General features: G+C 39.4%; 22 protein-coding genes. 12 read left to right on the top strand and 10 right to left on the bottom strand.

Annotation, left to right across the window (positions count from 1 at the left end):
• The first annotated feature begins 13 nt into the window (after positions 1–13).
• The 4 genes from F948_RS10750 to F948_RS10735 all read left to right on the top strand — a co-directional run bounded on the left by F948_RS10750 (position 14) and on the right by F948_RS10735 (position 3,486).
• Positions 14–1,042: an IS701 family transposase gene (locus F948_RS10750; RefSeq protein ID WP_080632273.1), complete on the top strand. Its 1,029-nt coding sequence runs from the start codon at positions 14–16 to the stop codon at positions 1,040–1,042.
• A gap of 255 nt (positions 1,043–1,297) precedes the next feature.
• Positions 1,298–1,960 carry a hypothetical protein gene (locus F948_RS10745; RefSeq protein WP_004963670.1) on the top strand — a complete coding sequence of 221 codons (663 nt, stop codon included), beginning with the start codon at positions 1,298–1,300 and terminating at the stop codon, positions 1,958–1,960.
• A gap of 18 nt (positions 1,961–1,978) precedes the next feature.
• A complete protein-coding gene (locus F948_RS10740; RefSeq protein WP_004963666.1) occupies positions 1,979–2,785 on the top strand; it encodes an SDR family NAD(P)-dependent oxidoreductase in 807 nt (268 codons plus the stop codon).
• Entirely contained in the window at positions 2,782–3,486 is a 705-nt protein-coding gene (locus F948_RS10735; protein WP_004963663.1) for a Dph6-related ATP pyrophosphatase, read from the top strand. The genes F948_RS10740 and F948_RS10735 overlap by 4 nt, the downstream gene beginning before the upstream one ends.
• A gap of 54 nt (positions 3,487–3,540) precedes the next feature.
• On the opposite strand, the gene F948_RS10730 is transcribed toward F948_RS10735, so the two are convergent.
• The 8 genes from F948_RS10730 to sdsA all read right to left on the bottom strand — a co-directional run bounded on the left by F948_RS10730 (position 3,541) and on the right by sdsA (position 14,178).
• Positions 3,541–3,972, bottom strand: a complete 432-nt coding sequence (locus F948_RS10730) for a YbjQ family protein (RefSeq protein WP_004963660.1) — start codon at positions 3,970–3,972, stop codon at positions 3,541–3,543.
• An 8-nt stretch (positions 3,973–3,980) separates the two neighbouring features.
• Entirely contained in the window at positions 3,981–4,331 is a 351-nt protein-coding gene (locus F948_RS10725; protein WP_004908457.1) for a YbjQ family protein, read from the bottom strand.
• Between the two features lie 108 nt (positions 4,332–4,439).
• The gene (gene adeK, locus F948_RS10720; protein ID WP_004963657.1) at positions 4,440–5,900 is read right to left on the bottom strand and encodes a multidrug efflux RND transporter AdeIJK outer membrane channel subunit AdeK; all 1,461 of its coding nucleotides are present in this window, start codon (positions 5,898–5,900) and stop codon (positions 4,440–4,442) included.
• 5 nt (positions 5,901–5,905) lie between these two features.
• Complete coding sequence (adeJ, locus tag F948_RS10715) at positions 5,906–9,079, bottom strand: multidrug efflux RND transporter permease subunit AdeJ (RefSeq protein ID WP_004963654.1); 3,174 nt, start codon at positions 9,077–9,079, stop codon at positions 5,906–5,908.
• Positions 9,080–9,091: 12 nt separating this feature from the next.
• A complete protein-coding gene (locus F948_RS10710) occupies positions 9,092–10,342 on the bottom strand; it encodes an efflux RND transporter periplasmic adaptor subunit (protein ID WP_004963653.1) in 1,251 nt (416 codons plus the stop codon).
• Entirely contained in the window at positions 10,329–10,979 is a 651-nt protein-coding gene (locus F948_RS10705; RefSeq protein ID WP_004963649.1) for a phosphatase PAP2 family protein, read from the bottom strand. The genes F948_RS10710 and F948_RS10705 overlap by 14 nt, the downstream gene beginning before the upstream one ends.
• Positions 10,980–11,131: 152 nt before the next feature.
• On the bottom strand, positions 11,132–13,186 hold the full coding sequence (locus F948_RS10700) for a site-specific recombinase (protein WP_004963646.1): 2,055 nt from the start codon (positions 13,184–13,186) through the stop codon (positions 11,132–11,134).
• A 14-nt stretch (positions 13,187–13,200) separates the two neighbouring features.
• Entirely contained in the window at positions 13,201–14,178 is a 978-nt protein-coding gene (gene sdsA / locus F948_RS10695) for an All-trans-nonaprenyl-diphosphate synthase (RefSeq protein WP_004950751.1), read from the bottom strand.
• Between the two features lie 447 nt (positions 14,179–14,625).
• Here sdsA and rplU point away from each other — a divergent pair, with 447 nt between their 5' ends.
• The gene (gene rplU / locus F948_RS10690; protein WP_004652230.1) at positions 14,626–14,937 is read left to right on the top strand and encodes a 50S ribosomal protein L21; all 312 of its coding nucleotides are present in this window, start codon (positions 14,626–14,628) and stop codon (positions 14,935–14,937) included.
• Positions 14,938–14,955: 18 nt separating this feature from the next.
• Positions 14,956–15,210: a 50S ribosomal protein L27 gene (gene rpmA / locus F948_RS10685; RefSeq protein WP_004640422.1), complete on the top strand. Its 255-nt coding sequence runs from the start codon at positions 14,956–14,958 to the stop codon at positions 15,208–15,210.
• A 68-nt stretch (positions 15,211–15,278) separates the two neighbouring features.
• On the opposite strand, the gene F948_RS10680 is transcribed toward rpmA, so the two are convergent.
• Positions 15,279–16,148: a pirin family protein gene (locus F948_RS10680; RefSeq protein WP_004963643.1), complete on the bottom strand. Its 870-nt coding sequence runs from the start codon at positions 16,146–16,148 to the stop codon at positions 15,279–15,281.
• 295 nt (positions 16,149–16,443) lie between these two features.
• Between F948_RS10680 and lolA the strand changes: the two genes are divergently transcribed.
• The 5 genes from lolA to F948_RS10655 all read left to right on the top strand — a co-directional run bounded on the left by lolA (position 16,444) and on the right by F948_RS10655 (position 21,399).
• Positions 16,444–17,139: an outer membrane lipoprotein periplasmic chaperone LolA gene (gene lolA, locus F948_RS10675; RefSeq protein WP_004908434.1), complete on the top strand. Its 696-nt coding sequence runs from the start codon at positions 16,444–16,446 to the stop codon at positions 17,137–17,139.
• Between the two features lie 111 nt (positions 17,140–17,250).
• On the top strand, positions 17,251–18,006 hold the full coding sequence (locus F948_RS10670) for an RsiV family protein (RefSeq protein WP_026057389.1): 756 nt from the start codon (positions 17,251–17,253) through the stop codon (positions 18,004–18,006).
• Between the two features lie 114 nt (positions 18,007–18,120).
• Positions 18,121–19,392 (top strand): serine--tRNA ligase, encoded by a 1,272-nt coding sequence (gene serS, locus F948_RS10665; RefSeq protein WP_004908431.1) that lies wholly within the window; start codon positions 18,121–18,123, stop codon positions 19,390–19,392.
• A 70-nt stretch (positions 19,393–19,462) separates the two neighbouring features.
• Complete coding sequence (cysG, locus tag F948_RS10660; RefSeq protein ID WP_004963635.1) at positions 19,463–20,836, top strand: siroheme synthase CysG; 1,374 nt, start codon at positions 19,463–19,465, stop codon at positions 20,834–20,836.
• Positions 20,837–20,925: 89 nt separating this feature from the next.
• Complete coding sequence (locus F948_RS10655; RefSeq protein WP_004950756.1) at positions 20,926–21,399, top strand: tRNA (cytidine(34)-2'-O)-methyltransferase; 474 nt, start codon at positions 20,926–20,928, stop codon at positions 21,397–21,399.
• Positions 21,400–21,439: 40 nt separating this feature from the next.
• On the opposite strand, the gene F948_RS10650 is transcribed toward F948_RS10655, so the two are convergent.
• Positions 21,440–21,829 (bottom strand): winged helix-turn-helix transcriptional regulator, encoded by a 390-nt coding sequence (locus F948_RS10650; RefSeq protein WP_004963630.1) that lies wholly within the window; start codon positions 21,827–21,829, stop codon positions 21,440–21,442.
• Positions 21,830–21,951: 122 nt separating this feature from the next.
• Here F948_RS10650 and F948_RS10645 point away from each other — a divergent pair, with 122 nt between their 5' ends.
• Positions 21,952–22,509, top strand: a complete 558-nt coding sequence (locus F948_RS10645; RefSeq protein WP_004908422.1) for a flavodoxin family protein — start codon at positions 21,952–21,954, stop codon at positions 22,507–22,509.
• Positions 22,510–22,599: the final 90 nt, after the last annotated feature.

Below are 22,599 nucleotides of genomic sequence, written 5' to 3'. Positions count from 1 at the left end.
TTATAAAGTATCTGTGATCAGACGAATTAAACATGCTTCTACAGCAACTTGTACTCTACCCATTTATATGGGCTTTCTCATGGCAGAACCGAACTCTATTAGCTGCACACAACTTGCCGAGACTTATAATATCTCGCATGATAGTGTAAATCGCTTTCTAGAGCGTGAAGATTACACACCTCACGACCTATATCAAGAATCAATTCAACATATTGATAATAACAAACTTATAGTCAGTATTGATGATACTGTTTTAGATAAACCATATAGTCAACATATGGACTTAGTTAGCTATTTTTGGTCAGGCAAACACCACCGATCCGTCAAGGGTATTAATCTGATTACCTTGTATGCGACAGATCAAAATGGTCAAAATATTCCAATTAATTTCCGAATTTATGACAAATCTGAAAGTAAAACCAAGAATGATTACTTTATGGATATGTTAAGTGAAGTACTCAGTTGGGGTGCAAAGATTCAATTTATTACAGGTGATAGTTGGTATTCATCGACTGGAAATCTAAAAACCATAAGAAAATATGGTATTCGATTTATGTTTGGTATCGACTGTAACCGTAAGGTTTCCCCAGAAAAAGGACAATGGTTTCAACTGCGTTTATTGCCAGATTTCCATCAGGATCAAGTAGTCTGGCTCAAAGATTTTGGCTTTGTACAATTATTTAAGACTCAGTTAAAAGAACAGCAGAGGTTTTATATTGTGCATCAAGATGAAGATGATTTATTGTCCTTTGAGGGTTTTCATGAATTACATTCAAGTCATTGGAAAATAGAGCAATATCACCGGGTGATCAAACAGGTTTGTCATATTGAAAAGTTTCAAGTAAGACGATCTAAACTGATTTTGAATCATATTTTTTCAGCCTTGATGGCCTACGTTGAGATACAAAAGAACCATTTTGAGCGGATCTTTGAAAATATATATCGTTGGCAGAAGAAATTATTTAGACCAATGATCAAAAACTTCATTGATGACTTTATTCTCGATAAAAATCATCTGCTACCACAGAGAATCTATAAATAATAGTGCGTAAGTCCTAGATATAAAAATATTAAAACTTAAAAAAGGACGGTTACGATGAGTTATTCAATTCTATTAAAAATTAATGAAGCAACACACGGTCAACCATTTTTGGCATTTATGCATGTTGATCGTGAATAGAATGTGGTAAATTCAGCATTTGAAAAGCCAAAAATGAAAGAAAAACAGAATCTAAGGATGAATAAGGGCTTATTGAATAAGCCCTTATTTTATGGAATCTAGAATAGGGTGATTAGAATGAACACTGCCGTTTTTTTAAATATTCATGCCGATACATACACGCGATTTGCTCACATCCGTACGCAGCTCTTACAGGGTAGTAAAGAAAGCCAAGCAAATGCTTTGGGGGCAGTTTTATCTGAAATTGCATGTGAAGTGATAGAACAAGTTTTTATGGTGCTATTGCAAGACAATCAACATCACTCACTCACAGGTGAATCTGAAAAAGTGATTCAGCAGATTTTAGAAGCAATCCGAAAATATATGCCATGGTCAGTGTCATTCTTTGGGAATGATCGTCTAGTTCCATTGATTGAACATTTATCTAAAACAATTCGAGTTGAAGATGAGTCGGTATATATGACTTATCCGATTGAGCAACAGTTGACTCAACAGGTTAAAGCTTCGAGTCAAAAATTAGCTGAAGGGGAAAGTCGGGAAATTGCCAATTCACTGAAGTTGCTCACAGAAGTGATTGATGTAGGTGTCACTCATTTAATTCGTGAGCCGAAAAAGAGCCTAAAATTTAATTTTGTAGTCGATAAAACCTTAAATGGTGTCATTAATATGACGACACATTTAGGGTACAAGCGTTTAGAAAAATTAGGTACTCAACTTGATCAACAAGCTGCGGCAACTTATGTAGATCACTTTCTTAAATTTATGCGTCACCCTGCATAAATAAAGGAGATATATGACATGGCGAAACTTAAAAGTCTTGAAAATAAAGTCGTATGGATTACAGGTGCATCTTCGGGCTTAGGTAAAGCTTTGGCACGAGAGTGCGCTTTACAAGGTGCTCAAGTTGTACTGACTTCACGTCGTTATGATGAGTTGGAATCGGTTCGAGTGGGTTTACTTAAGCCTGAACAGCATCTTTCAATCGCTGCTGATATTACCGATGAAGCTCAAGTCCGCCATGCACATGAACGAGTTCTCGCAACCAAAGGACGTATTGATTGGCTGATTAATAATGCAGGCTTGAGTCAGCGTGCGTTGATTGAAGAAACGAGTATGCACACTGAACGTGCCATCATGGAAGTGGATTATTTCTCCCAAGTGTTCTTTACCAAAACCGTATTACCCACTTTGCGCAAACAAAAATCAGGTCGGGTGGTATTTATTTCGAGTGTGGCGGGTCTTTTAGGAACCCAATATCGCGCGACTTATTCTGCGGCTAAGGCTGCAATTCACATGTGGGCCAATAGCTTACGTGCGGAAGTCGCCAAAGAGGGAATAGCAGTTTCAGTGGTTTTTCCTGGTTTTGTTAAAACCAATGTTTCATTTAATGCTTTAAATGGTGAGGGCAAACCACAAGGACATCAGGATGAAGCGATTGAAAATGGACTTGAAGCCGATGTATTTGCTGAACGAGTAGTGAGTTCATTAATGGCAGGTGATGAATATATTGTTGTTGGCGGGAAAAAAGAACAACTCGGAGTATTGGTCTCTCGCTTATCACCAAGCTTGTTATATAAAATGATTCGTAAAACACGAGTTAAATGATAGTGCAAACACCTAAGAAAGCTGTTTTTAATTGGAGTGGCGGAAAAGATTCTGCCCTCGCACTTTATACCGTCTTACAGCAAAAACAATTCGAAGTGGTTGCTTTGTTGACTACAGTCAATGAGGAAACGGAATTGTCATCTATGCATGCGATTCCATTTTCATTATTGATGAAACAAGCTGAAAGTATTGGTATCCCTCTTTATCCTGTATTTTTACCCAAGAACCTACCTGTTTATGAGCAGCGCATGTTAGATGCTGCTCAGCATTTCAAGGCACAGGGGGTAGAACATTTTATTTTTGGTGATATTTATCTTAGTGACGTGCGTAAATATCGAGAAGACCGTTTACATCCTTTAGGAATTGAAGTGGTCGAGCCAATCTGGAATCTTGATTCAACTGAAGTGATGAAACACTTTTTGGATTCAGGCATTAGAACTAAAATCATCGTCACAGATGCTAGTAAATTGGATCGTTCTTTTATTGGTCAAGATATAGATGCAGCATTGATAGAACGGATGCCTGAGGATATCGATATCTGCGGAGAAAATGGCGAATACCATACTTTTGCTTATGCTGGAGCATTGTTCAAACAACCCGTTGAATTTGAGATTGTAGAAACTCGTCAAATGTCTTATGACTTTAAATTAGAGAATGGGGAAGAAAAAACCTATCACTATTGGCAAGCGATTTTTGCATAGTAACTGAGTTGTCCTGATGCAGCATGTGCAACAGGACATACGTCTTCAAGATGGCTAATAGATCGCTGTTCCATATGCAAACACTTCAACCATCCCACCTTGCATACCGAGTTCAGTCGTGCTGAGACGAACCCCCATGATATGGCTAGCACCGATTGCATGTGCTTCTTGCTTGAGGCGGAGCATCGCTTCACGACGTGCACGTTCAACCACACTTTCATAACTGGTCAGGCGACCGCCGAAAAAGTTTTGAATATTGGCAAGTATGTATTTAAAGTAATCATGTGAGATGACGACATTGCTACTCACCAATTGCCCCTTTGCTGATGTTTCAACAAATCGATTGGTATCAATTCGAATATGGGCAAATTTTTTTTCTTTTTCATCTAGTTCACGTAAATGTTTTTGTTCGATATGACGACCAAATCCCCATCCGACTGAAAACAGAATCAAGAAAAGAATAACCTGAAAAATTAATCCACTCATAGACATGCCTAAGCGCTAAATGGATCAGGAAGTTTTGGTGTGATCGGCTGGACGACGACAGCTGTTCCATAGACAAAGAGTTCAGATGCACCTTGAGCGATATTTGAGGTCGAGAAACGAATACCGACGATAGCATTGGCACCTAAAGCACGTGCTTTATCGATCATACGTTGTGTCGCTTCTTGGCGAGATTCTTCAAGCAACTCTGTATAGCCTGTAAGTTCACCACCAACAATGTTTTTTAATCCTGCCATAAGATCTCGTCCAACGTGTTTACTGCGTACCGTACTGCCGTAAACGACATCTAGCTGACGTAAAATCTCGTGACCAGGAACTGATTCTAAACTGCTTAATAACATAGCGTTTTTCTAAGTCTTTAATATTTCAGTATTGAAGATAAGAAATATTCCGCACGCATGCAATAAAAAAGCTCACCGAAGTGAGCTTTTTTTTGACAAAGTTTTTTATTATTGAGCGCTATTTTTTTCAGCGCTAGATGGTTGGCGTGCAATCGTCTCAGTTGAAGACGCTTTGAGTCCACCACCTAAGGTTTTATAAAGCTCAACCTGATTATTTAAATCAGCTTGTTGCAATAATAATAAGCCTTGTTCTGCTGAATATGCTGAACGCTGAGCATCTAACACCGTTAAGTAGCTATCAATACCAGCACGGAAACGAGCATTAGATAGTTTATAAGTGGTGTTAGTGGCATCAACTAAGCGGCGTTGAGCACTCAAACGATCACCAATATTGGCACGAGTTGCTAAAGCATCATTCACTTCACGGAATGCAGATTGGACTGACTTTTCATAATTTGAAAGGGCAATCTTCTGATCTGTTTCAGAAATTTTGACATTCGCACGACGTGTACCCCAATCAAAGATTGGCATATCGATGCTCGGACCAATTGACCAAAGTGCGTTGCCAGATTTAAACAAATCACTTAAATCTGTTGATGCATAACCTGCTGAACCCGTCAAACTAATCGTTGGGAATAGTCGTGCTTTCGCAGCACCTATATTTGCACCCGCAGCACTGAGTTGATACTCAGCCACTTTGACGTCAGGACGATTATTCAACAAGTCACTTGGTAAGCCTGCTGTCAACACATTCTTTTGTGTGATACGAGCAACTTGTTGTTTTGGTAACAGGTTTTCAGGAACTGGTTGACCGACCAATAAATTCAACAAGTTTTGAGCTTGTGCAATCTGGGTTTTGTAGTTAGCTACATCGTTACGTGCAGTTTCAACTGAAATCTGAGCTTGACGCACAGGAATTTCACTATCAATTCCGACATCGAAACGTTTTTTGTTCAAGTTAAACGACTCTTGCTGTGCTTTAAGCGTTTGCTCTGCAAGTTTGAGTTGTGCACTGGCGAATGAATAATTCAACCATGCTTGTGTCACTTGTCCAATTAAGCTGATCTGAGTCGCATCACGCGAACTTTGTGTCGCAAGATAACTATCTAAAGCAGCGTCTTTCAAACTACGAACTCGACCCCAGAAATCTAACTCGTAAGCCGTTAAACCTAAACCAACTTGGTAAGTCGAGTAGGGGTTGTTAGGATCACGAGATGGCGTGACTTGGCGAACCGCACTACCACTTGCCCCAATCGTTGGTAATTGGTTGTTTTCTGAAATTTGGTACTGCTGTTGGGCTTTTTGAATATTCAACGCCGCTGTACGCAAGTCACGGTTATTGGCAAGTGACATATCAATCACTTGTAATAAACGAGGGTCAGCAAAGAAGTCTTTGTAGCCTTGTTCTGCGATAGAAGTTCCAGAAGCATTACTATATGACGCAAAGCTTTCAGGAATAGCTGTGTTCACAACAGGCTCTGGCCCACGCATGCTTTGGCAGGCAGCCAAAGACAGCGCGAGTGCAGAGATTGCAATGCCACGACTGGAAATAGACCAAACAGTTTGCATCACGATCAATGCTCCTGAGTATTTAAAGTTTTAGGTTTGTACTTAAAGATACTACGAATCCACACGAAGAATACAGGGATGAAGAAGATACCTAAAAGTGTTGAAGAAATTACGCCACCCAGTACACCATAACCAACAGAATGTTGACTACCTGCACCCGCACCACTTGCAAGGGCTAATGGTAAAACACCAAATCCGAATGCAAGTGTAGTCATGATAATCGGACGTAAACGCATTTTTGCAGCATGTAATGTTGCTTCAAATAACTCTTCGCCTTTTTCTTGCAGCTCTTTTGCAAACTCTACGATCAAGATCGCATTTTTTGCAGAAAGACCAATCACGGCTACGATTGCGACTTGGAAATAAATGTTAAAGGATAAGTTTGGATCACCTTTAATCACCATTCCTAACCATGTCATCGTGAAAGCACCAATAATACCTAGTGGTACAACTAACAATACCGAAATTGGAATCGCCCAGCTTTCATACAATGCTGAAAGACACAGGAACACGATCAATAATGAAAGAATGAGTAATGGAACTGTTTGGTTACCAGAATCACGCTCTTCCAAAGATAAGCCTGTCCATTCATAGTCGAAACCTTGTAAGCCCATCGATGGTAACTTACCAATGATTTCTTCCATTGCTAACATCGCGTCACCTGAGCTGACACCTGGTGCAGGAGAACCTTGAATGTTCACAGAAGATACGCCGTTGTAACGTTCTAAACGTGGTGAACCATACGTCCATTCACCTTTAGCAAAAGCTGAGAATGGAACCATTTCACCTTTGTTATTGCGTACATACCATTTGTTTAGGTCTTCAGGCATCATGCGAGTATCGGCTTCACCTTGAACATAAACTTTTTTCACACGACCACGATCAACGAAGTCATTGATATAAGAACCACCCCAAGCCATGCTCATGGTGCTGTTAATATCACTAATACTCACACCCATTGCACCAGCTTGCGCTTGGTCAACTGTGATTTTGTACTGAGGAGTATCCTCTTGACCATTCGGACGTACACCTGCAAGACGTTTGTCTTGTGATGCCATACCTAAAATAGCGTTACGAGCAGCGATCAGTTTTTCATGACCTTGACCACTTACATCTTTCAACTGAATATTAAAACCAGACGATACGCCCAATTCAGGCATTGCAGGAAGCTGTAATGGCATGATGTAAGATGCATCTTTTACGATCATGTTCAATGCCATACCACGTTGAATGATGGCACCAATTTGTGATTCAGGTGTTGTACGCTCGCTCCAGTCTTTCAATTTGATGAAAGCAAGACCAGCATTTTGACCAACCCCTGTAAATGAGAAGCCAGACACAGTAAAGATCGACTCTACATGCTCTTTTTCCTTATTTAAGAAGTAATCAGTCATAGTGGTGATGACTTTATCTGTTCTTTCAAGACTTGCACTCGGTGGTAATTGAACAAGTGTCATAACAACACCTTGGTCTTCTTCAGGTAAGAAAGACGAAGGCAACATCTTGTATAAACCAACTAAAGCAGCAATAACAACGATATAAATGACTCCAGAGAACAACTTATGATGGGTCATACGGTTGACGCCACCTTGATATTTCTCTGAAAGTTTTTCGAACCCACTATTAAAACCACGGAAGAAACGCGCAAAGATACTGTTGCTTTGTTCTTTGTTTGGATCGTGTTGTTTTAATAACGTTGCACAAAGGGCAGGGGTAAACGTTAACGCAACGATCAAAGATAAAATCATTGCCGTTACTAAAGTGATAGAGAATTGACGGTAAATTACACCAGTTGTCCCCCCGAAGAAGGCCATTGGTACGAATACCGCCGTTAATACACTAGTGATACCAATCAAAGCACCAGAAATTTGACCCATCGACTTTTCAGTAGCAGGTACAGGTTCAAGGTGTTCTTCTTGCATCACACGTTCGACGTTCTCGACGACTACAATCGCATCATCGACCAACAGACCAATCGCAAGTACCATCGCAAACATGGTGAGTGTGTTGATTGAGAAGCCGAAAATATTGATTACCGCAAAAGTTCCCAATACAACTACAGGGACTGCAAGTGTCGGAATGATCGTTGCACGCCAGTTCTGTAAGAACAGGAACATGACGATAAATACCAGAACAACAGCTTCAATCAGTGTGTGTACTACACTTTCAATCGAAAGCTTAATGAATGGTGTCGTATCGTAAGCAAGTTTATCTTTTAAACCACTTGGATAGTTAACACGTAATTCTGATAAACGTTTTTCAACTGCAGCAGCTGTATCTAGCGCATTTGCACCCGTCGCAAGTTTAATCGCGACACCACCTGCAGGATTACCATTGAACTTAGAGTCAAACTGATAGTTGTCAGAACCTAACTCAACACGTGCAACATCACTTAAACGCACTTGTGCGCCATCAGCAGCATTTTTTAGGAAAATGTTTTTAAACTGCTCTGGAGTTTGCAACATACTTTGTGCATTTACCGTCGCATTTAAAACTTGTCCTTGAACTGCTGGAGCACCACCTAATTGACCTACCGCAACTTGAGCATTTTGTGAACGTATAGCTGCTGCAACATCTGAAGGTGTGAGATTAAAACTAGTAAGTTTTGCTGGATCTAACCAAATACGCATTGCATAAGAACCACCAAAGACAGTCACTTCACCTACACCTGCAACACGACTTAGTGGCTCAGAGATGTTTGAATTGACGTAATCTTTAATATCTGATGCTGACAAGCTGCCGTCAGGTGAGTAGAAAGCAACGACCTGCATAAAGCTTGCACCAGACTTGGTCACTCTTACACCTTGACGTTGAACGTCTTCTGGTAAAAGTGCAGTTGCTGATTGCAATTTATTTTGAACTTGAACTTGAGCGATATCAGGATCAATGCCTTGTTCGAAGTTTAAGTTGATCGATGCTTGACCATTACCCGCACTGCTTGAAGAGATATAACGCAAACCATCCAAACCATTCATTTGCTGTTCAATGATTTGAGTAACCGTATTCTCAACAGTCTGAGCTGAGGCGCCTGGATATGTTGCAGAAATTGTCACCGTAGGTGGTGCAATCGTTGGGTATTGTGCAACTGGCATTTTGGTGAGGGTGAGAATACCCGCCAGCATAATAACCAGTGCAATCACCCATGCAAAAATTGGGCGATGAATAAAAAATTGAGCCATGCAATCTACCCCTTAAACTTGTGAAGTAGCTTTTTGTTCAGTTTTTGAAGAGTCAGCTTGTTTTTGTTCATTTGCTTTAGGGGCAGCATTTTGACCTTGTGATGCTTGAGGTTGGTAAGGCTTAGCCTTAACTTCTTGACCTTCTTTTACCTTTGCAACACCATCCACAATAACTTTATCACCCGCTTTTAAACCATCGGTAATAATCCAGTCTTGACCTTGAACCCCTGCTGTCGTCACTGGTCGAGTCTCTACAGCACCTTTCGCATTTACGACCATAGCAATTGCTTGTCCTGTAGGTAAGCGAGTTACAGCTGCTTGTGGAATCAGATATGCATTAGGTAGAACTGCTTGAGAAATTTTTGCAGTTGCGTACATACCAGGTAATAACAAGTGATTTGGATTAGGGAAAACGGCACGTAAAGTCACTGATCCTGTTTCAGGGTTAACACTTGCACCAGAGAATGCGAGTTGGCCTTCGATAGGATAATCTGAACCATCTTCAAGTGTGAGTTTGACGCGCGTATTATTACTACTATCTAAACTACCTTTACTCAACTGCTGACGTAAACGGAGCATTTCAGCACTTGATTGATTGATATCTACATAGATCGGATCAAGTTGTTGGATTGTCACCAACGGATCTGCTTGGTTTGCAGTAACTAAAGCACCAGAAGTTACCGAAGAACGACTAGATTGCCCTGAGATAGGTGCGCGAACAGTTGAATAACCTAAAGTAATTTCAGCATTTTTCAATGCTGCCTGAGCTGCAGCTACATCTGCTTCAGCCAATTTTACTTGAGCATTAATATCATCATATTCTTGTTTAGAAACGGCGTTAGTACCAACCAATTGGCGATAACGATTTTCTTTCACACGCAATGCATTTAAATTAGCTTGCTGACGTAATAAAGCTGCACGAGCACTGTCAGCAGTTGCACGGTTGGTATTAGCATCTATTTGATAAAGCGCTTGACCTGCTTCGACATAACTGCCTTCAGCAAATAAACGCTTTAAAATAACGCCACCCGTTTGTGGACGAACTTCTGATATTTGATACGCAGAAGTGCGCCCAGAAAGTTCAACATTTTGTTCAACACTTTGTGGTTGAGCAACGATAACACCAACTTCTGGAGGCGGCATTTTTTGAGCAGCAGCAGCTTGCTGTTCATCTTTAGGATCTTTGCTACAACCAACAAGCGCAATGCTTGTTGCTAATGCGCAAGCAGTGAGGGCAGGTGCCCAAAGCTTAGCCGACATCATTGTTCCACCTCAATTTAGATTTTTTATCTAAAAACAAATTGTTGCTGAAATTGCTTTGATACAGCCAAAACCAAAGCAACGAAGTCAAAATCAACCCAATACCCCAACCAGCCAATACATCAGTTGGGTAATGAACCCCTGCATAAACTCTAGATATCCCCATGATTATTAACCATAAAACAGATACTAAAACGATACTGGAACGATATTTGTGCTGTTGTGATAGCAACAGAACTAAACTCGATAGGGTTGCAGCATACAGGCTATGGGCACTTGGGAAGGATGCTCCATAACTTTGAACTAAATGATAAAACACCAATGGTCTTGGTCGATCAATGCCCCATTTCAGAAGCCAACCAATCACAATGCTACCGATCACGCTCAGGGCGACAAATATGACCTTTTTATAGTTTTTCTTTCGAATTTGATGGATACAAAAAAACGACGTTAAAACCAGTAAAAAGGGCATGCCTCCTAGGCGAGAAAATAGAACGGCTACGTGGTTAAGCGCAAACGAACGGTGTTCAAATAGCATTTGAACACCTCTAAGGTCTAAATTTGATATGCTTGGAGAAAACAGCCCAATCACACCGATTATCAAAAAAATGCAACCAATACAAAGCAGTAGGTACGGCATGCGAACCTCATTATTTGCTTAACCATTGTTCAGTGTTATATAATGTTTGAAAGTGTACTTGTGAGTACACTTTTGGTCAAGTCTTGAAATTTTATGATAATTTCATTTTCAGATTTTCTTAAGGTTCAGTAAAAAAACATAACAAAAATTGATTAATGTCTCACTTTTTGTTCACTTGATGCATCATCATCTACTTCGATTGGTTGTTTTGGTGGCCAAAAGAAATCACTTGGTCGTGTTAAGAAGTGGGTGAGTACCAATTTTGCCAATGGTTTCCATTGTGCGAAACGTACGCGACGAGCGCGTAAAGCAACAATAATAGTCAAAGTAAAGCTAACAAATAGGTTGGTTAAACCAATGAGCATGACACCAAGAAACGATACAAGGATTAGACCAATATCAGGTGATCCACTAATAGTCATTAAGCCTTGTATAAAATTTGCAGATGCAAAGGCAATGTGACGAATATCTATTGGTAAGCCTAGAATAAAACCAATCGTCCCCATACTTCCAAGCATGATACCGAACAAGAAGTTACCAGCTAAAGCACCTAAGTTGGTTTCGATATAATTAGCAAACTTATCCAGTCTTTCTTGTCCCATTAAATGTTTCAAACGAAGATGCTGTTTTAAACGAGGACCTACCTTTCGATATACGGCTAGGTTATCGAAATATCCTGCAAGTAAACCTGATAAAAATAAGCACACACCAGCAATTGCTGCATGTGGAACGGCCAAAGAAGTGAATGGATTTAAGGAGTGCAGTGTTTTACTTGCTTTAACAGGTGAAAGCAAAGGTTCATGTAAGTTGTATTGCCACAAGAAAGTAATAAGTGCAGCTACTGGAATCGCAATCGAGATATTGCCGAGGATAGCCACAAATTGAGTACGAATAATATTGATAATTAAAGCTGCGAGTTCAGCAATTTGTGCTGTTTTACTACCTTTTTGATGTTGCACTGTTGCTGCGAGAGCAGCAGCTGTCATTGCAGGTTGTTTAGTTGCAACGGTGAAATGCAGCACATGAATCAGCATAAAACCTAACGCATAGTTCATACTATATAGAAATGCATGTCCAAATGGGGCCAAGACCAAACGCGCTGTCAGTATTTTTAAGGTTGCCATAGTCGCAATAATTGCACCTGCACCCGCAGCAGCCTTATACATTCCCCAAAAGCCAGCTTTGTCAGTACTTACATAATGTTCGCCTGTCTTACTTGCATTCTCAGTAACCTGTAACGCAATTAACTCACTGGTAGAACTCAGTAAGTGACGCACACTTTTTTCATCATAATTCGCTTGAGTTAGATCTGTGATTAACTCACCCAATGATCGGTATCGAATTTCATTTTTGCTGACCAATAAACTAAGCAATAATTCAATTCGATCAAGCGCTTGTTCCAAAAGCGAGAGTAAATAAGTCAAACTGATACTTACACCAATACGCTTGGTTGCTCTGCGGATTTTGAGTACAACTTCGCGACATTGATCCAGCATAACAAATGCTTGTGATGCATCAGGAGGCGGGAGAACTACAATACTATCTTGATCTTCGATCTGCTTTTTATACTTCTCAATAAATTCGACAATTTCTCGGTTTTGAACCAGAAAAGGAGATTCGTATTCAATAATGTCAGGTAAGGCATTGATAAACTCGGGATATAAGCCAATGCCACTGATTCGATATGAAAGAACAGTAATCGCTTTTATTAATTCATTTTTAGAATAGAGTTTTTCTTTACTATTGCTATGACTTTCACTGATTAGGCTAAATAAACGAATCCAATCTTGCGTATCAATTAAAGCTAACCAATCGCTATCAGTTTCTTGGTGAAAAACTTTACCAACCAATGTTCTGAGTTGCTGACCATCTTCAATTAAAGGAAGAAAATGAGCGCCTAATCGTTGGCTTAACTGGTTCCAAAAGCCATCCAAAGAGAGAATGCCACTGTCGGCATACAAGCTAATTTGTTTATATTGGCTAATCAGTCGCAATAAAAAGTTTTGAAGCAAAATGGAGGATGCAGGAGTGAGTAATAAAATCCTAACCAATGCATCAATACGTGATTTTACTTCATTGGCATCGTTAGGATCAGATGGTCGTATACGATTGACCAGTTCAATAATTAGGTTTTCGTCAAGAGCAGCTTGAGGTAGTTCAAGCTGTTCTTGCATTTTTAAAAATAAATCAGATAAATTTAAATGCATAGGCAATTAGAACATCATTGGAGTCGGTGTAAGGCCATTAAGGTCAAATTGATCAGTGCTTGTCGATATTCATTATCAGGTAAGGCTTTTAAAGCCTCTAATGCGCCATCCGTTTCTTGTTGGGCACGCTTTTGGCAATATTCGATTGCGCCCGAGTTATGCACGATTTGAATAACTTTATCTAGATGCTCGATACCACCAGTGGCGATACTACGACGGATAATCTCATGTTCTTCACCTGTCGAATGAGCTAATGCTGAAATTAACGGTAAAGTAGGTTTACCTTCCATCAAATCATCACCAATATTTTTACCTAATGTTTCAGCATCAGATGTGTAATCCAAAATATCATCAATAATTTGAAAAGCATTACCAAAATGACCAGCGAAGCGACGAAGAGGTTCACGGTACTCTTCTGTACCTGCCAAAATAGCTGCGCCTTCAGTAGCAAGTTCAAACAAACGAGATGTTTTACCATGAATAATGCGCAAATATGTTTCTTCGGTTGTTTCAGGTTGATGCTGAGATTGAAGTTGTAAAACCTCACCTTCAGCAATTTCACATGTGCCTGTAGAGAAATCTTTTAATAGTGTGATGTTATTTAAATCAACCAATAGATCAAATGAACGTGCTATTAAGAAATCCCCCACCAAAACAGCAGTTTGATTGTTCCACGTTGCATTTGCGGTTGGGCGACCACGGCGGAGGTTTGATTCATCGACTACATCATCATGCACTAAAGTTGCGGTATGAAGCATTTCAATGATGGCAGCTAAATGTTGCGCTTGCTGCATATTTGCCAATCCACAAGCTTTTGCAGCCAGTAAGCACATGATTGGGCGCATACGCTTCCCACCAGCTTCCACGACATGTTTGCTGACAGACATGACTAAGCCAACTTTAGAGCTAATTCCTTCATTGATCAGGTAATCCATCGCAGCAAAATCTGTCGCAACAGGGGAAAGAACGTCTTGCTTAAAATCGATAACCATATGAAGAAAAACCTCGTATAGGTGGGTAATGCGCTAAGTGTATCAATTAATCTGTTGCTAAACAGTTATACAGGCTGTGTAATCCGTCATTTAAAACATTATGATGAGTTTTTTGGTCTTAATTTAGACAGAAAAAAGAGCTTGCCCACCAAACATCATTACTTTACTTATGACTTTGTAAAAACACAGTTTGTTATTGTCGCAATTTGTTTTTAAAAATGTATTGCAAATCACAGAAAGAATCAATCAAAACTGTAGAACTTCAATCTAATTGATTTTATTAGAAAATCTAAAAATTGATTGAATCTATTTGCATTTGTATAAAATGACTTGTTGTTTGATCAAATTTCACTTAAAATTTGTCCCCTTATATAACCCCAGTGGCGTTCGTTTTAAGATCGATATATCCCTTTATCGACACGACGACACGGGCATGTTGGAGTACATATGTACGCAGTAATCCAAAGCGGTGGTAAACAGCACCGTGTTGTTGAGGGTGAAACCCTTAAAGTAGAATTATTGAAAGCTGAAACTGGCGCGACTATTACGTTTGATGACGTATTAATGGTTGTTAACGGTGACAACATTCAAATCGGTGCTCCAGTTGTAGCTGGCGCAAAAGTAACTGCAGAAGTAGTTGGCCATGGTCGTCACGACAAAATCCGCATCATCAAAATGCGTCGTCGTAAACACTACCGTAAGCAACAAGGTCACCGTCAATGGTTTACCGAGTTGAAAATTACTGGTATCGCAGGCTAACACGAGGAGTAAATAGACATGGCAACTAAAAAAGCCGGTGGATCGACGAAGAACGGTCGTGATTCGAATCCTAAGATGTTAGGTGTTAAAGTTTACGGTGGTCAAACTGTAACTGCTGGTAACATCATCGTTCGTCAACGTGGTACTGAGTTCCACGCTGGTGCAAATGTTGGTATGGGCCGTGACCATACTCTATTTGCTACTGCTGACGGCGTAGTAAAATTTGAAGTGAAAGGTCAATTTGGCCGTCGCTATGTAACTGTTGAAGCGTAAGTTTTAATAGTTCAGAAAAACCCGCTTTTAGCGGGTTTTTTTTTATGGGTATACATTTTATAAGGTGTCTAATCAGAATAGTGTCCGAATTTTCCTGTCTTAATATCATCATAAGCCTGTAAAATTTCATCATAACTATTCATGACGAAAGGCCCTTGTCCATTAATTGGCTCGTTTAAGGGCTGTGCTGATAAAAATAATAAATCACAGTTTTCTAGAGCGTTGATTTGAACGCCAGTTCCTAAGCTCGACATGACAGCCATCGCTTGTTCTTCGAGAGATTCTTCATCAGAAGAAAAATGTACTTTACCTTTACGCAAGTAGATCAAGGTTGTCGTACCCTCGGCAGCAGGTAATGTAATTTGTTGGTCTTTCACAAGATGTATGTCAAAGACATTCATCGCAGTAAATGTTTTTGCGATTCCAGTTGTTTGATTTAACTCACCAGCAACTACGCGAATATAGCTAGTTTGATCATCGAGAATAATTTTAGGGATATTTTCATTTAATAAACTTTGATAGCGAGGGGCAGACATTTTGTCTTTGGCTGGTAAATTTACCCAGAGTTGTACCATTTCAAAGGGACCACCACTTTCACGAAACTCGGAACTAAACTGTTCAATGTGCTGTATTCCTGAGGCAGCAGTCATCCACTGAACGTCACCTCGTTTGATCAAGCCACCGCCACCTGTGGAGTCCTTATGTTGTAATTCACCTGCAAATACAAAGGTCACGGTTTCAAAACCGCGATGTGGATGTTCATTTACGCCTTTCTTTTTGCTTTTAGCTTCGAGTTTTCCTGGTCCTAAATGATCAAGCAGTAGAAAGGGTGATGTTGTATTACCAAGTTCATGGTAAGAGAATACTGAAAGTGCAGGGTAAAAGTCGCCAATAGCGAATCGAGTGTCATTTCGATGGATGAATGCAAGACTTTTCATAGTTTATGCTTATTTTATAAATTCTAGTAAGACTATCAAAAAGTTGATTCAGGTCTAGTCTATTCTTTATTAATAATTTCTATATCTAAAAATTTAGCTACATGATCGATTTTAAAATCTTGTCAAATTGTGGATTTGCATCCTTACAATTTCTACATAAAGACCGCATCTTCATACATAATGCTGAACTTTGCGACACGAAATACACAAAACCTATGCTTTTCTTCATTTTTTTAATGATCAAAAACAGTAAGATGTCGTCATAACAGTAGAAATCTGATAGAAGGTTCATTTTATGAATTTCGTAAAAAAAATGGCATATGCTGCAACAATTGGTGCAATGACACTGGCTCCAGTTGTGAGTACACAGTTATCTGCTGCACCAACAGCAGCATCTGCTCAGCAAGCAACCTCCAGTTTGGTGAAGCAGTTATCTGGCTTGCAACGTTTAACAGCAGATTTTGAACAAACTACAAAAGTTACGAACAGTAAGCCGAGCAAAAATAAAAGCTTAACTGCACAACATATGAATCAAACTTTCAAAGGTACAATGAAAGTAGAACGTCCTGGAAAGTTTTATTGGGAAACGACTAGCCCAGCGAAGCAGACCATTGTGACCACAGGTAAGCTTGTTTGGATTTATGATCCAGATTTACAACAAGCTGTTCGTCAGAGTTTAGATGATCAAATTGCCAATACACCAGCATTATTGTTATCAGGCAATACTAATCAGATCATGCAGTCTTATCGTGTGACGCAGCCTGACCGCACTAAACTTTATTACACTTTATATCCAAAACAAGAAGACAGTGCTTTCCAAAGCATGACCATTAGTTTTGGCGCAAATAAAGCACCAAACCTGATGATTTTACAGGATTCTTTAGGTCAAACGACATATGTTCGATTCAGTAACATTAAAGTCAATCCAAAGATCCCTGCATCAGTCTTTAATTTTGCACCGCCTAAAGGTACAGATATTATTGATCAGTAATCAGTTAAAAAAAGCCGCATATTTGCGGCTTTTTCTTGTCTGAAAGATACATTTTTAAATTTTATATCCTTACAAGGCTTTGTATAGTGAAGAAAAACATCAGAGACTTGCGTGACGATGAATACTTCACAATTCTCAAAACTTATTCCAATTCTTATAGTTGTTGCTTTAGTCGGATGCCAACCTAAACAAGAATCATCCAAAGAAACTGCAAAATTAGACATACCATTAATTCAAGCAAAAGTAATTCCAGTTAAGCTTCCCAAGCAAAAAGTTTGTTTGGAGGATGGTTGTACCAATTATGATTTGCAAACCGTCGAAACCAATCAAAAATGGATCGATGAATATTTTGTCAATCGTATGAAAAAAGCTGAGCCGAATGCTTTTGCTAATCTTCCTGATCAGAAAGTTAAAGTTCCTGCAGATGAACCTTCATTGAGTGAGAGTAGTACATACGTTCGTTTTATAGGACAAAATTATAATTTAGCGACATTTGCGATTCAGTCGTATTCATATTCTGCTGGCGCAGCACATGGTATGTCACATCAAGAGTTTGTGAATTTTGATCTTTCTAATAAAAAACATATCACTGTCAGTGAATTGATTAAACCTGAGATGAATACCAAACTGCGTGATGAACTATATGCGTCTAATCAGAACTGGTTAGAAGATCATAATATTAAAAAACAAGATTTACAGCTCAGTGACAATTATTACTACGGAGTGAATGGTATTGTTTTTGTCTATCCTTTATATGAGCTTGCATCTTATGCTGAAGGAATGAGTGAGTTAACGTTGCCCTATTATGCAGCGAAACAGTTTATTAAAGCTGAATATTTACCAAGTTTACCAAAAGAACCCAATTAATTGATTTTCAGCATCTCAACATGTGTAGGTGCTGAGTCTTTGTTGTCTATCGCTGTATTTTTTTGGGTTAAAGCCTTACACTATAGCCAGTTTTTTCTCTATTCATGATTGATTATGATTGACCCAAAATTACTCAGAAATAATATTGAAGCGGTAAACGCTGCTTTAGCAAAACGTGGTGTTCAGCTTAATGCGCAAGAATGGGCTGATTTAGAAGTTCGCCGTAAAGAATTGCAGTCAAAAGCTGAGAATTTACAAGCTGAACGCAATGCGGGTGCTAAACAAGTTGGTCAAATCAAAAAGTCTGGTGGAGATGCTTCCGAAATCATGGCACGTATGTCTGCCATTGGTGACGAAATCAAAGCTGCTGAAGTTGCTTTGGCAGAACTTCAAACTGAGTTAGAACAAAAATCACTGGCGATTCCAAACCTGCCTGATGAATCTGTACCTGAAGGTAAAGATGAAAGTGATAATTTAGAAATCTTGAAATGGGGTACACCACGCCAGTTTGATTTCGAAATTAAAGATCACACTGATCTCGGTGAGTGGATGGGTGGTCTTGAATTTGAGACTGCAACAAAACTAACAGGTTCTCGCTTCAGCGTGTTGAAAGGTCCATTGGCTCGTTTGCAACGTGCCCTGACTCAATTCATGCTAGATACACATACGCTTAAAAATGGTTATACCGAAGCTTATGTACCTTACTTAGTAAATGCAGATACTTTACGTGGTACAGGACAATTACCTAAGTTTGAAGAGGATTTATTCAAGCTTCAAGGTGAAAAGGAATACTATCTGATTCCTACTGCCGAAGTGCCGATTACTAACTTTGTGCGCGATGAAATCATTGATGCAGATCGTTTACCGTTAAAATATGCTGCACATACACCATGTTTCCGTAGTGAGGCTGGTTCTTATGGTCGTGATACCCGTGGTTTAATTCGTCAGCATCAATTCGATAAGGTCGAAATGGTGCAAATTGTTAAGCCTGAGCACTCTATGCAGGCACTTGAAGAATTAACTGCACATGCAGAGGGCATTTTACAGGCACTTGGTCTGCCATACCGTAAGATTTTGCTCTGCGGTGGTGATATGGGCTTTGGCGCAACTAAGACTTATGACCTCGAAGTGTGGGTACCAAGCCAAAATACCTATCGTGAAATCTCTAGTTGTTCAAATATGGGTGATTTCCAAGCGCGTCGTATGAAAGCACGTTATCGTGTAGATCAGAAGAAGATCGAATTGGTGCATACATTGAATGGCTCAGGTCTTGCGGTGGGTCGTACCTTGCTTGCGGTAATGGAAAATTATCAACGTGCTGATGGTTCAATCGAAATTCCAGAAGTTTTACGTCCATATATGGGCGGCGTAAGCTTCATTGATTAAAACATGCATCGATTTTGTGCATAGTTTTTGCTTTAGTTCAATCAGATAGAAAATATAGAAGAGGCCAGATGTGGAAATATTTCCAATCTCTTTAAAGTTGCAGCAGCAACGTTGTCTGATTGTAGGCGGTGGGCGTATTGCCTATCGTAAAGCAAGTTTATTGATCAAAGCAGGTGCAATCATTGATGTGGTTGCACCTGAGATCGAACCTGATTTGATGATTTTAGTTGAGAAATCAACGGGTCAGTATATCCAAGAAAGCTTCTCAGAATCTGTACTTGATACTCGCTATCGCTTAGTGATTGCTGCGACAGACCAAGCGGATGTAAATAAAGCCGTATTTGATCATTATGAGCAGCGCAATATTTTAGTCAATAGTGTTGATGACATACCTAATTGCCGTTTCATGGTACCTGCAATCATTGATCGTTCACCTTTAGTGATTTCTGTTGCGTCTAATGGGGCATCGCCAGTATTGTCTCGACAATTGCGTACACAGATTGAAACTATTGTGCCGCACGGGATGGGTAAACTCGCTGAGTTTTCTGGACAATGGCGTAAGCAAGTTAAAGAAAAAATTTCTAACCCAGATGAGCGACGTATCTTTTGGGAAAATTTATATGCAAGTCCTCTAAAAGAACAAGTTTTCAATGACAATCTTGAGCTTGCAAATCAACTGATCCAGCAAGCTCTAACTGAATGGTCTGCACCTAAAGGTGAAGTGTATCTCGTTGGTGCGGGACCAGGTGACCCAGAGTTATTGACACTCAAAGCGTTGCGTTTGATGCAACAAGCTGATGTTGTGATCTATGATCGTTTGGTTTCAGGTCCGATTTTAGATTTGTGTCGTCGTGATGCCGAAAAAATTTATGTGGGTAAAGCACGTTCAAATCATTCTGTTCCACAAGAAGGCATTAATGCTTTGTTGGTTGAATATGCACAACAAGGTAAGCGTGTTTGCCGTCTAAAGGGTGGTGATCCATTTATTTTTGGGCGTGGTGGTGAAGAGATTCAAGAATTGGTGGAAGCCAATGTGACATTCCAAGTGGTTCCAGGAATTACCGCGGCTTCAGGTTGCTCCGCTTATGCAGGGATTCCGTTAACACATCGTGATTATGCGCAAAGTGTGCGGTTTCTAACAGGACATTTAAAAGAAGGTTCACCAGAGTTGCCTTGGAGTGAATTGGTCTATGAAAACCAAACTTTAGTTCTGTACATGGGCTTGGTCGGATTAGAACGCATTTGTGAGCAACTGATTGCACATGGTCAACGTCCAACGATGCCTGTTGCATTGATTTCTAAAGGTACAACGCCTGAACAAAAAGTTGTTGTTGGAACTTTGGCTGATATTGCAACAAAGGTATCTGAACATCATATCGTAGCACCGACTTTAACGATTATTGGTGAAGTTGTGAGCCTACGGGAACAGTTAAAATGGCAATAAATCTCTCCTAATCCCACTTTAAAAAGAGAGTGAGTTCCTCTCTTTTTCAAAGGGTGACTAGGAGGGATTATGAAAAGTAGAGAAAATTTGTGATTCATGTGGTCCTATACGAACCTGAGATTCCAGCAAATACAGGTAATATCATTCGTTTATGCGCTAATACAGGTGCTCAGCTACATTTAGTCAAACCTTTAGGTTTTGAGCTAGATGATAAAAAATTGAAGCGCGCAGGTTTGGACTATCATGAATGGGCAAGAATGTTGATATGGGACAATATTGAGTTGTGTCTTGCTGATCTCAAATCTAAAGGTGTTGAGCATGTCTTTCCACTTACGACCAAGGGCAGTGCGACACCACATACAGTTGATCTCAATCGTCCAGTTGCTTTATTGATGGGACCTGAAACTAGAGGTTTGCCTGAGCATGTCCGAATGATGTTCCCACAAGAGCAGTGGATAAGGTTACCAATGGCTGAAAACTCAAGAAGTTTAAATCTATCTAATGCAACTGCTGTTATTGTCTATGAAGCTTGGCGTCAACAAGGATTTAAAGTTCTAGTCTAGTTTAATTTATTGCTCAAGTGCTAAAACGACTTAAAGTGATCTACTTTAAGTCGTTTTCTTGTTTGGGGCTTGAATCAAATTTTTGTTGAGCCGATATCACTTTTTCAATATTAGTTTCAGCCCAATCTTTTAACTGAAATGCCATTTTGGCAACTTCATGTCCTAACGATGTTAATGAATAATCAACACGTATTGGAGAGGTATTTTGGACTTGTCTTTGGATAAATCCATCTCGCTCTAGCATTTTTAGTTTTTGAGACAGTACTTTAGGTGAAATACCTTGAATATTTTTCTTTAAAAGATTGAAGTGCTGAGTTTCGTCTGCGAGGACATTGATAATCAGTAAAACCCATTTGTCAGCAATTTTTTCAAAAAATAACCGAGCAGGGCAATGTTGTTGATAAATATTATATTTTAATCCGGTATTCATCTTTTTAACCCAGTATTTAATGCGAATAGCAACATAGTTACCAATTGGTAACTAATTGATACCTAGTTTCTAAAATATATATTATTAAATCGAACTTTTTTTGAAATTATAAGGATTCTCTCATGTCAAACATTGCTGTGGTTTATTATTCTGGTTATGGACATACGAAAGTTGTTGCTGAAACATTTGCTCAAAGCATACAAGCAGATTTAATCGAAATTGATCAAAATGGCGATATTTCAGAACAAGATTGGCAGCTGCTAAATCAAGCGCAGGGGATCGTTTTTGGTACACCAACATATATGGGAGCAGCGCCTTGGCAATTTAAGAAATTCGCTGATGCATCTTCGAAAATCTGGTTTACACAGGGCTGGAAAGATAAAGTTTTTGCAGGTTTTACCAATAGTGCAAGTTTAAATGGTGATAAACAAGTTACCTTAATCCATTTACAAACTTTAGCCTCTCAACATGGTGGAATTTGGGTAAGTTTAGGCTTATTACCAGCAAATACTAAAACAGCAACCCGTGAGGATGTGAACAATTTAGGTGGTTCTGTTGGTTTATTAGTACAAACTCCATCAGATGCAGGTGTTGATGAAATTCCTTCAGGTGATTTGGAAACAGCTAAGCTCTATGCAAAACGAGTTAAAGATATTGTTGAAAAAATTCATGCATCTTAATAGATGATAATAAAAAAGGCGCATGAAGCCACTACTGTCCCATAGTTTGCTTTAAATAAAAAAACCTGAGTCTAAATAGTTAAAATATGA

The organism is Acinetobacter junii CIP 64.5 (assembly GCF_000368765.1).
GTDB lineage: Bacteria > Pseudomonadota > Gammaproteobacteria > Pseudomonadales > Moraxellaceae > Acinetobacter > Acinetobacter junii.
The sequence above is the reverse complement of the archived record's forward strand: the minus strand, read 5'-3'. Positions and strand labels throughout refer to the sequence as shown.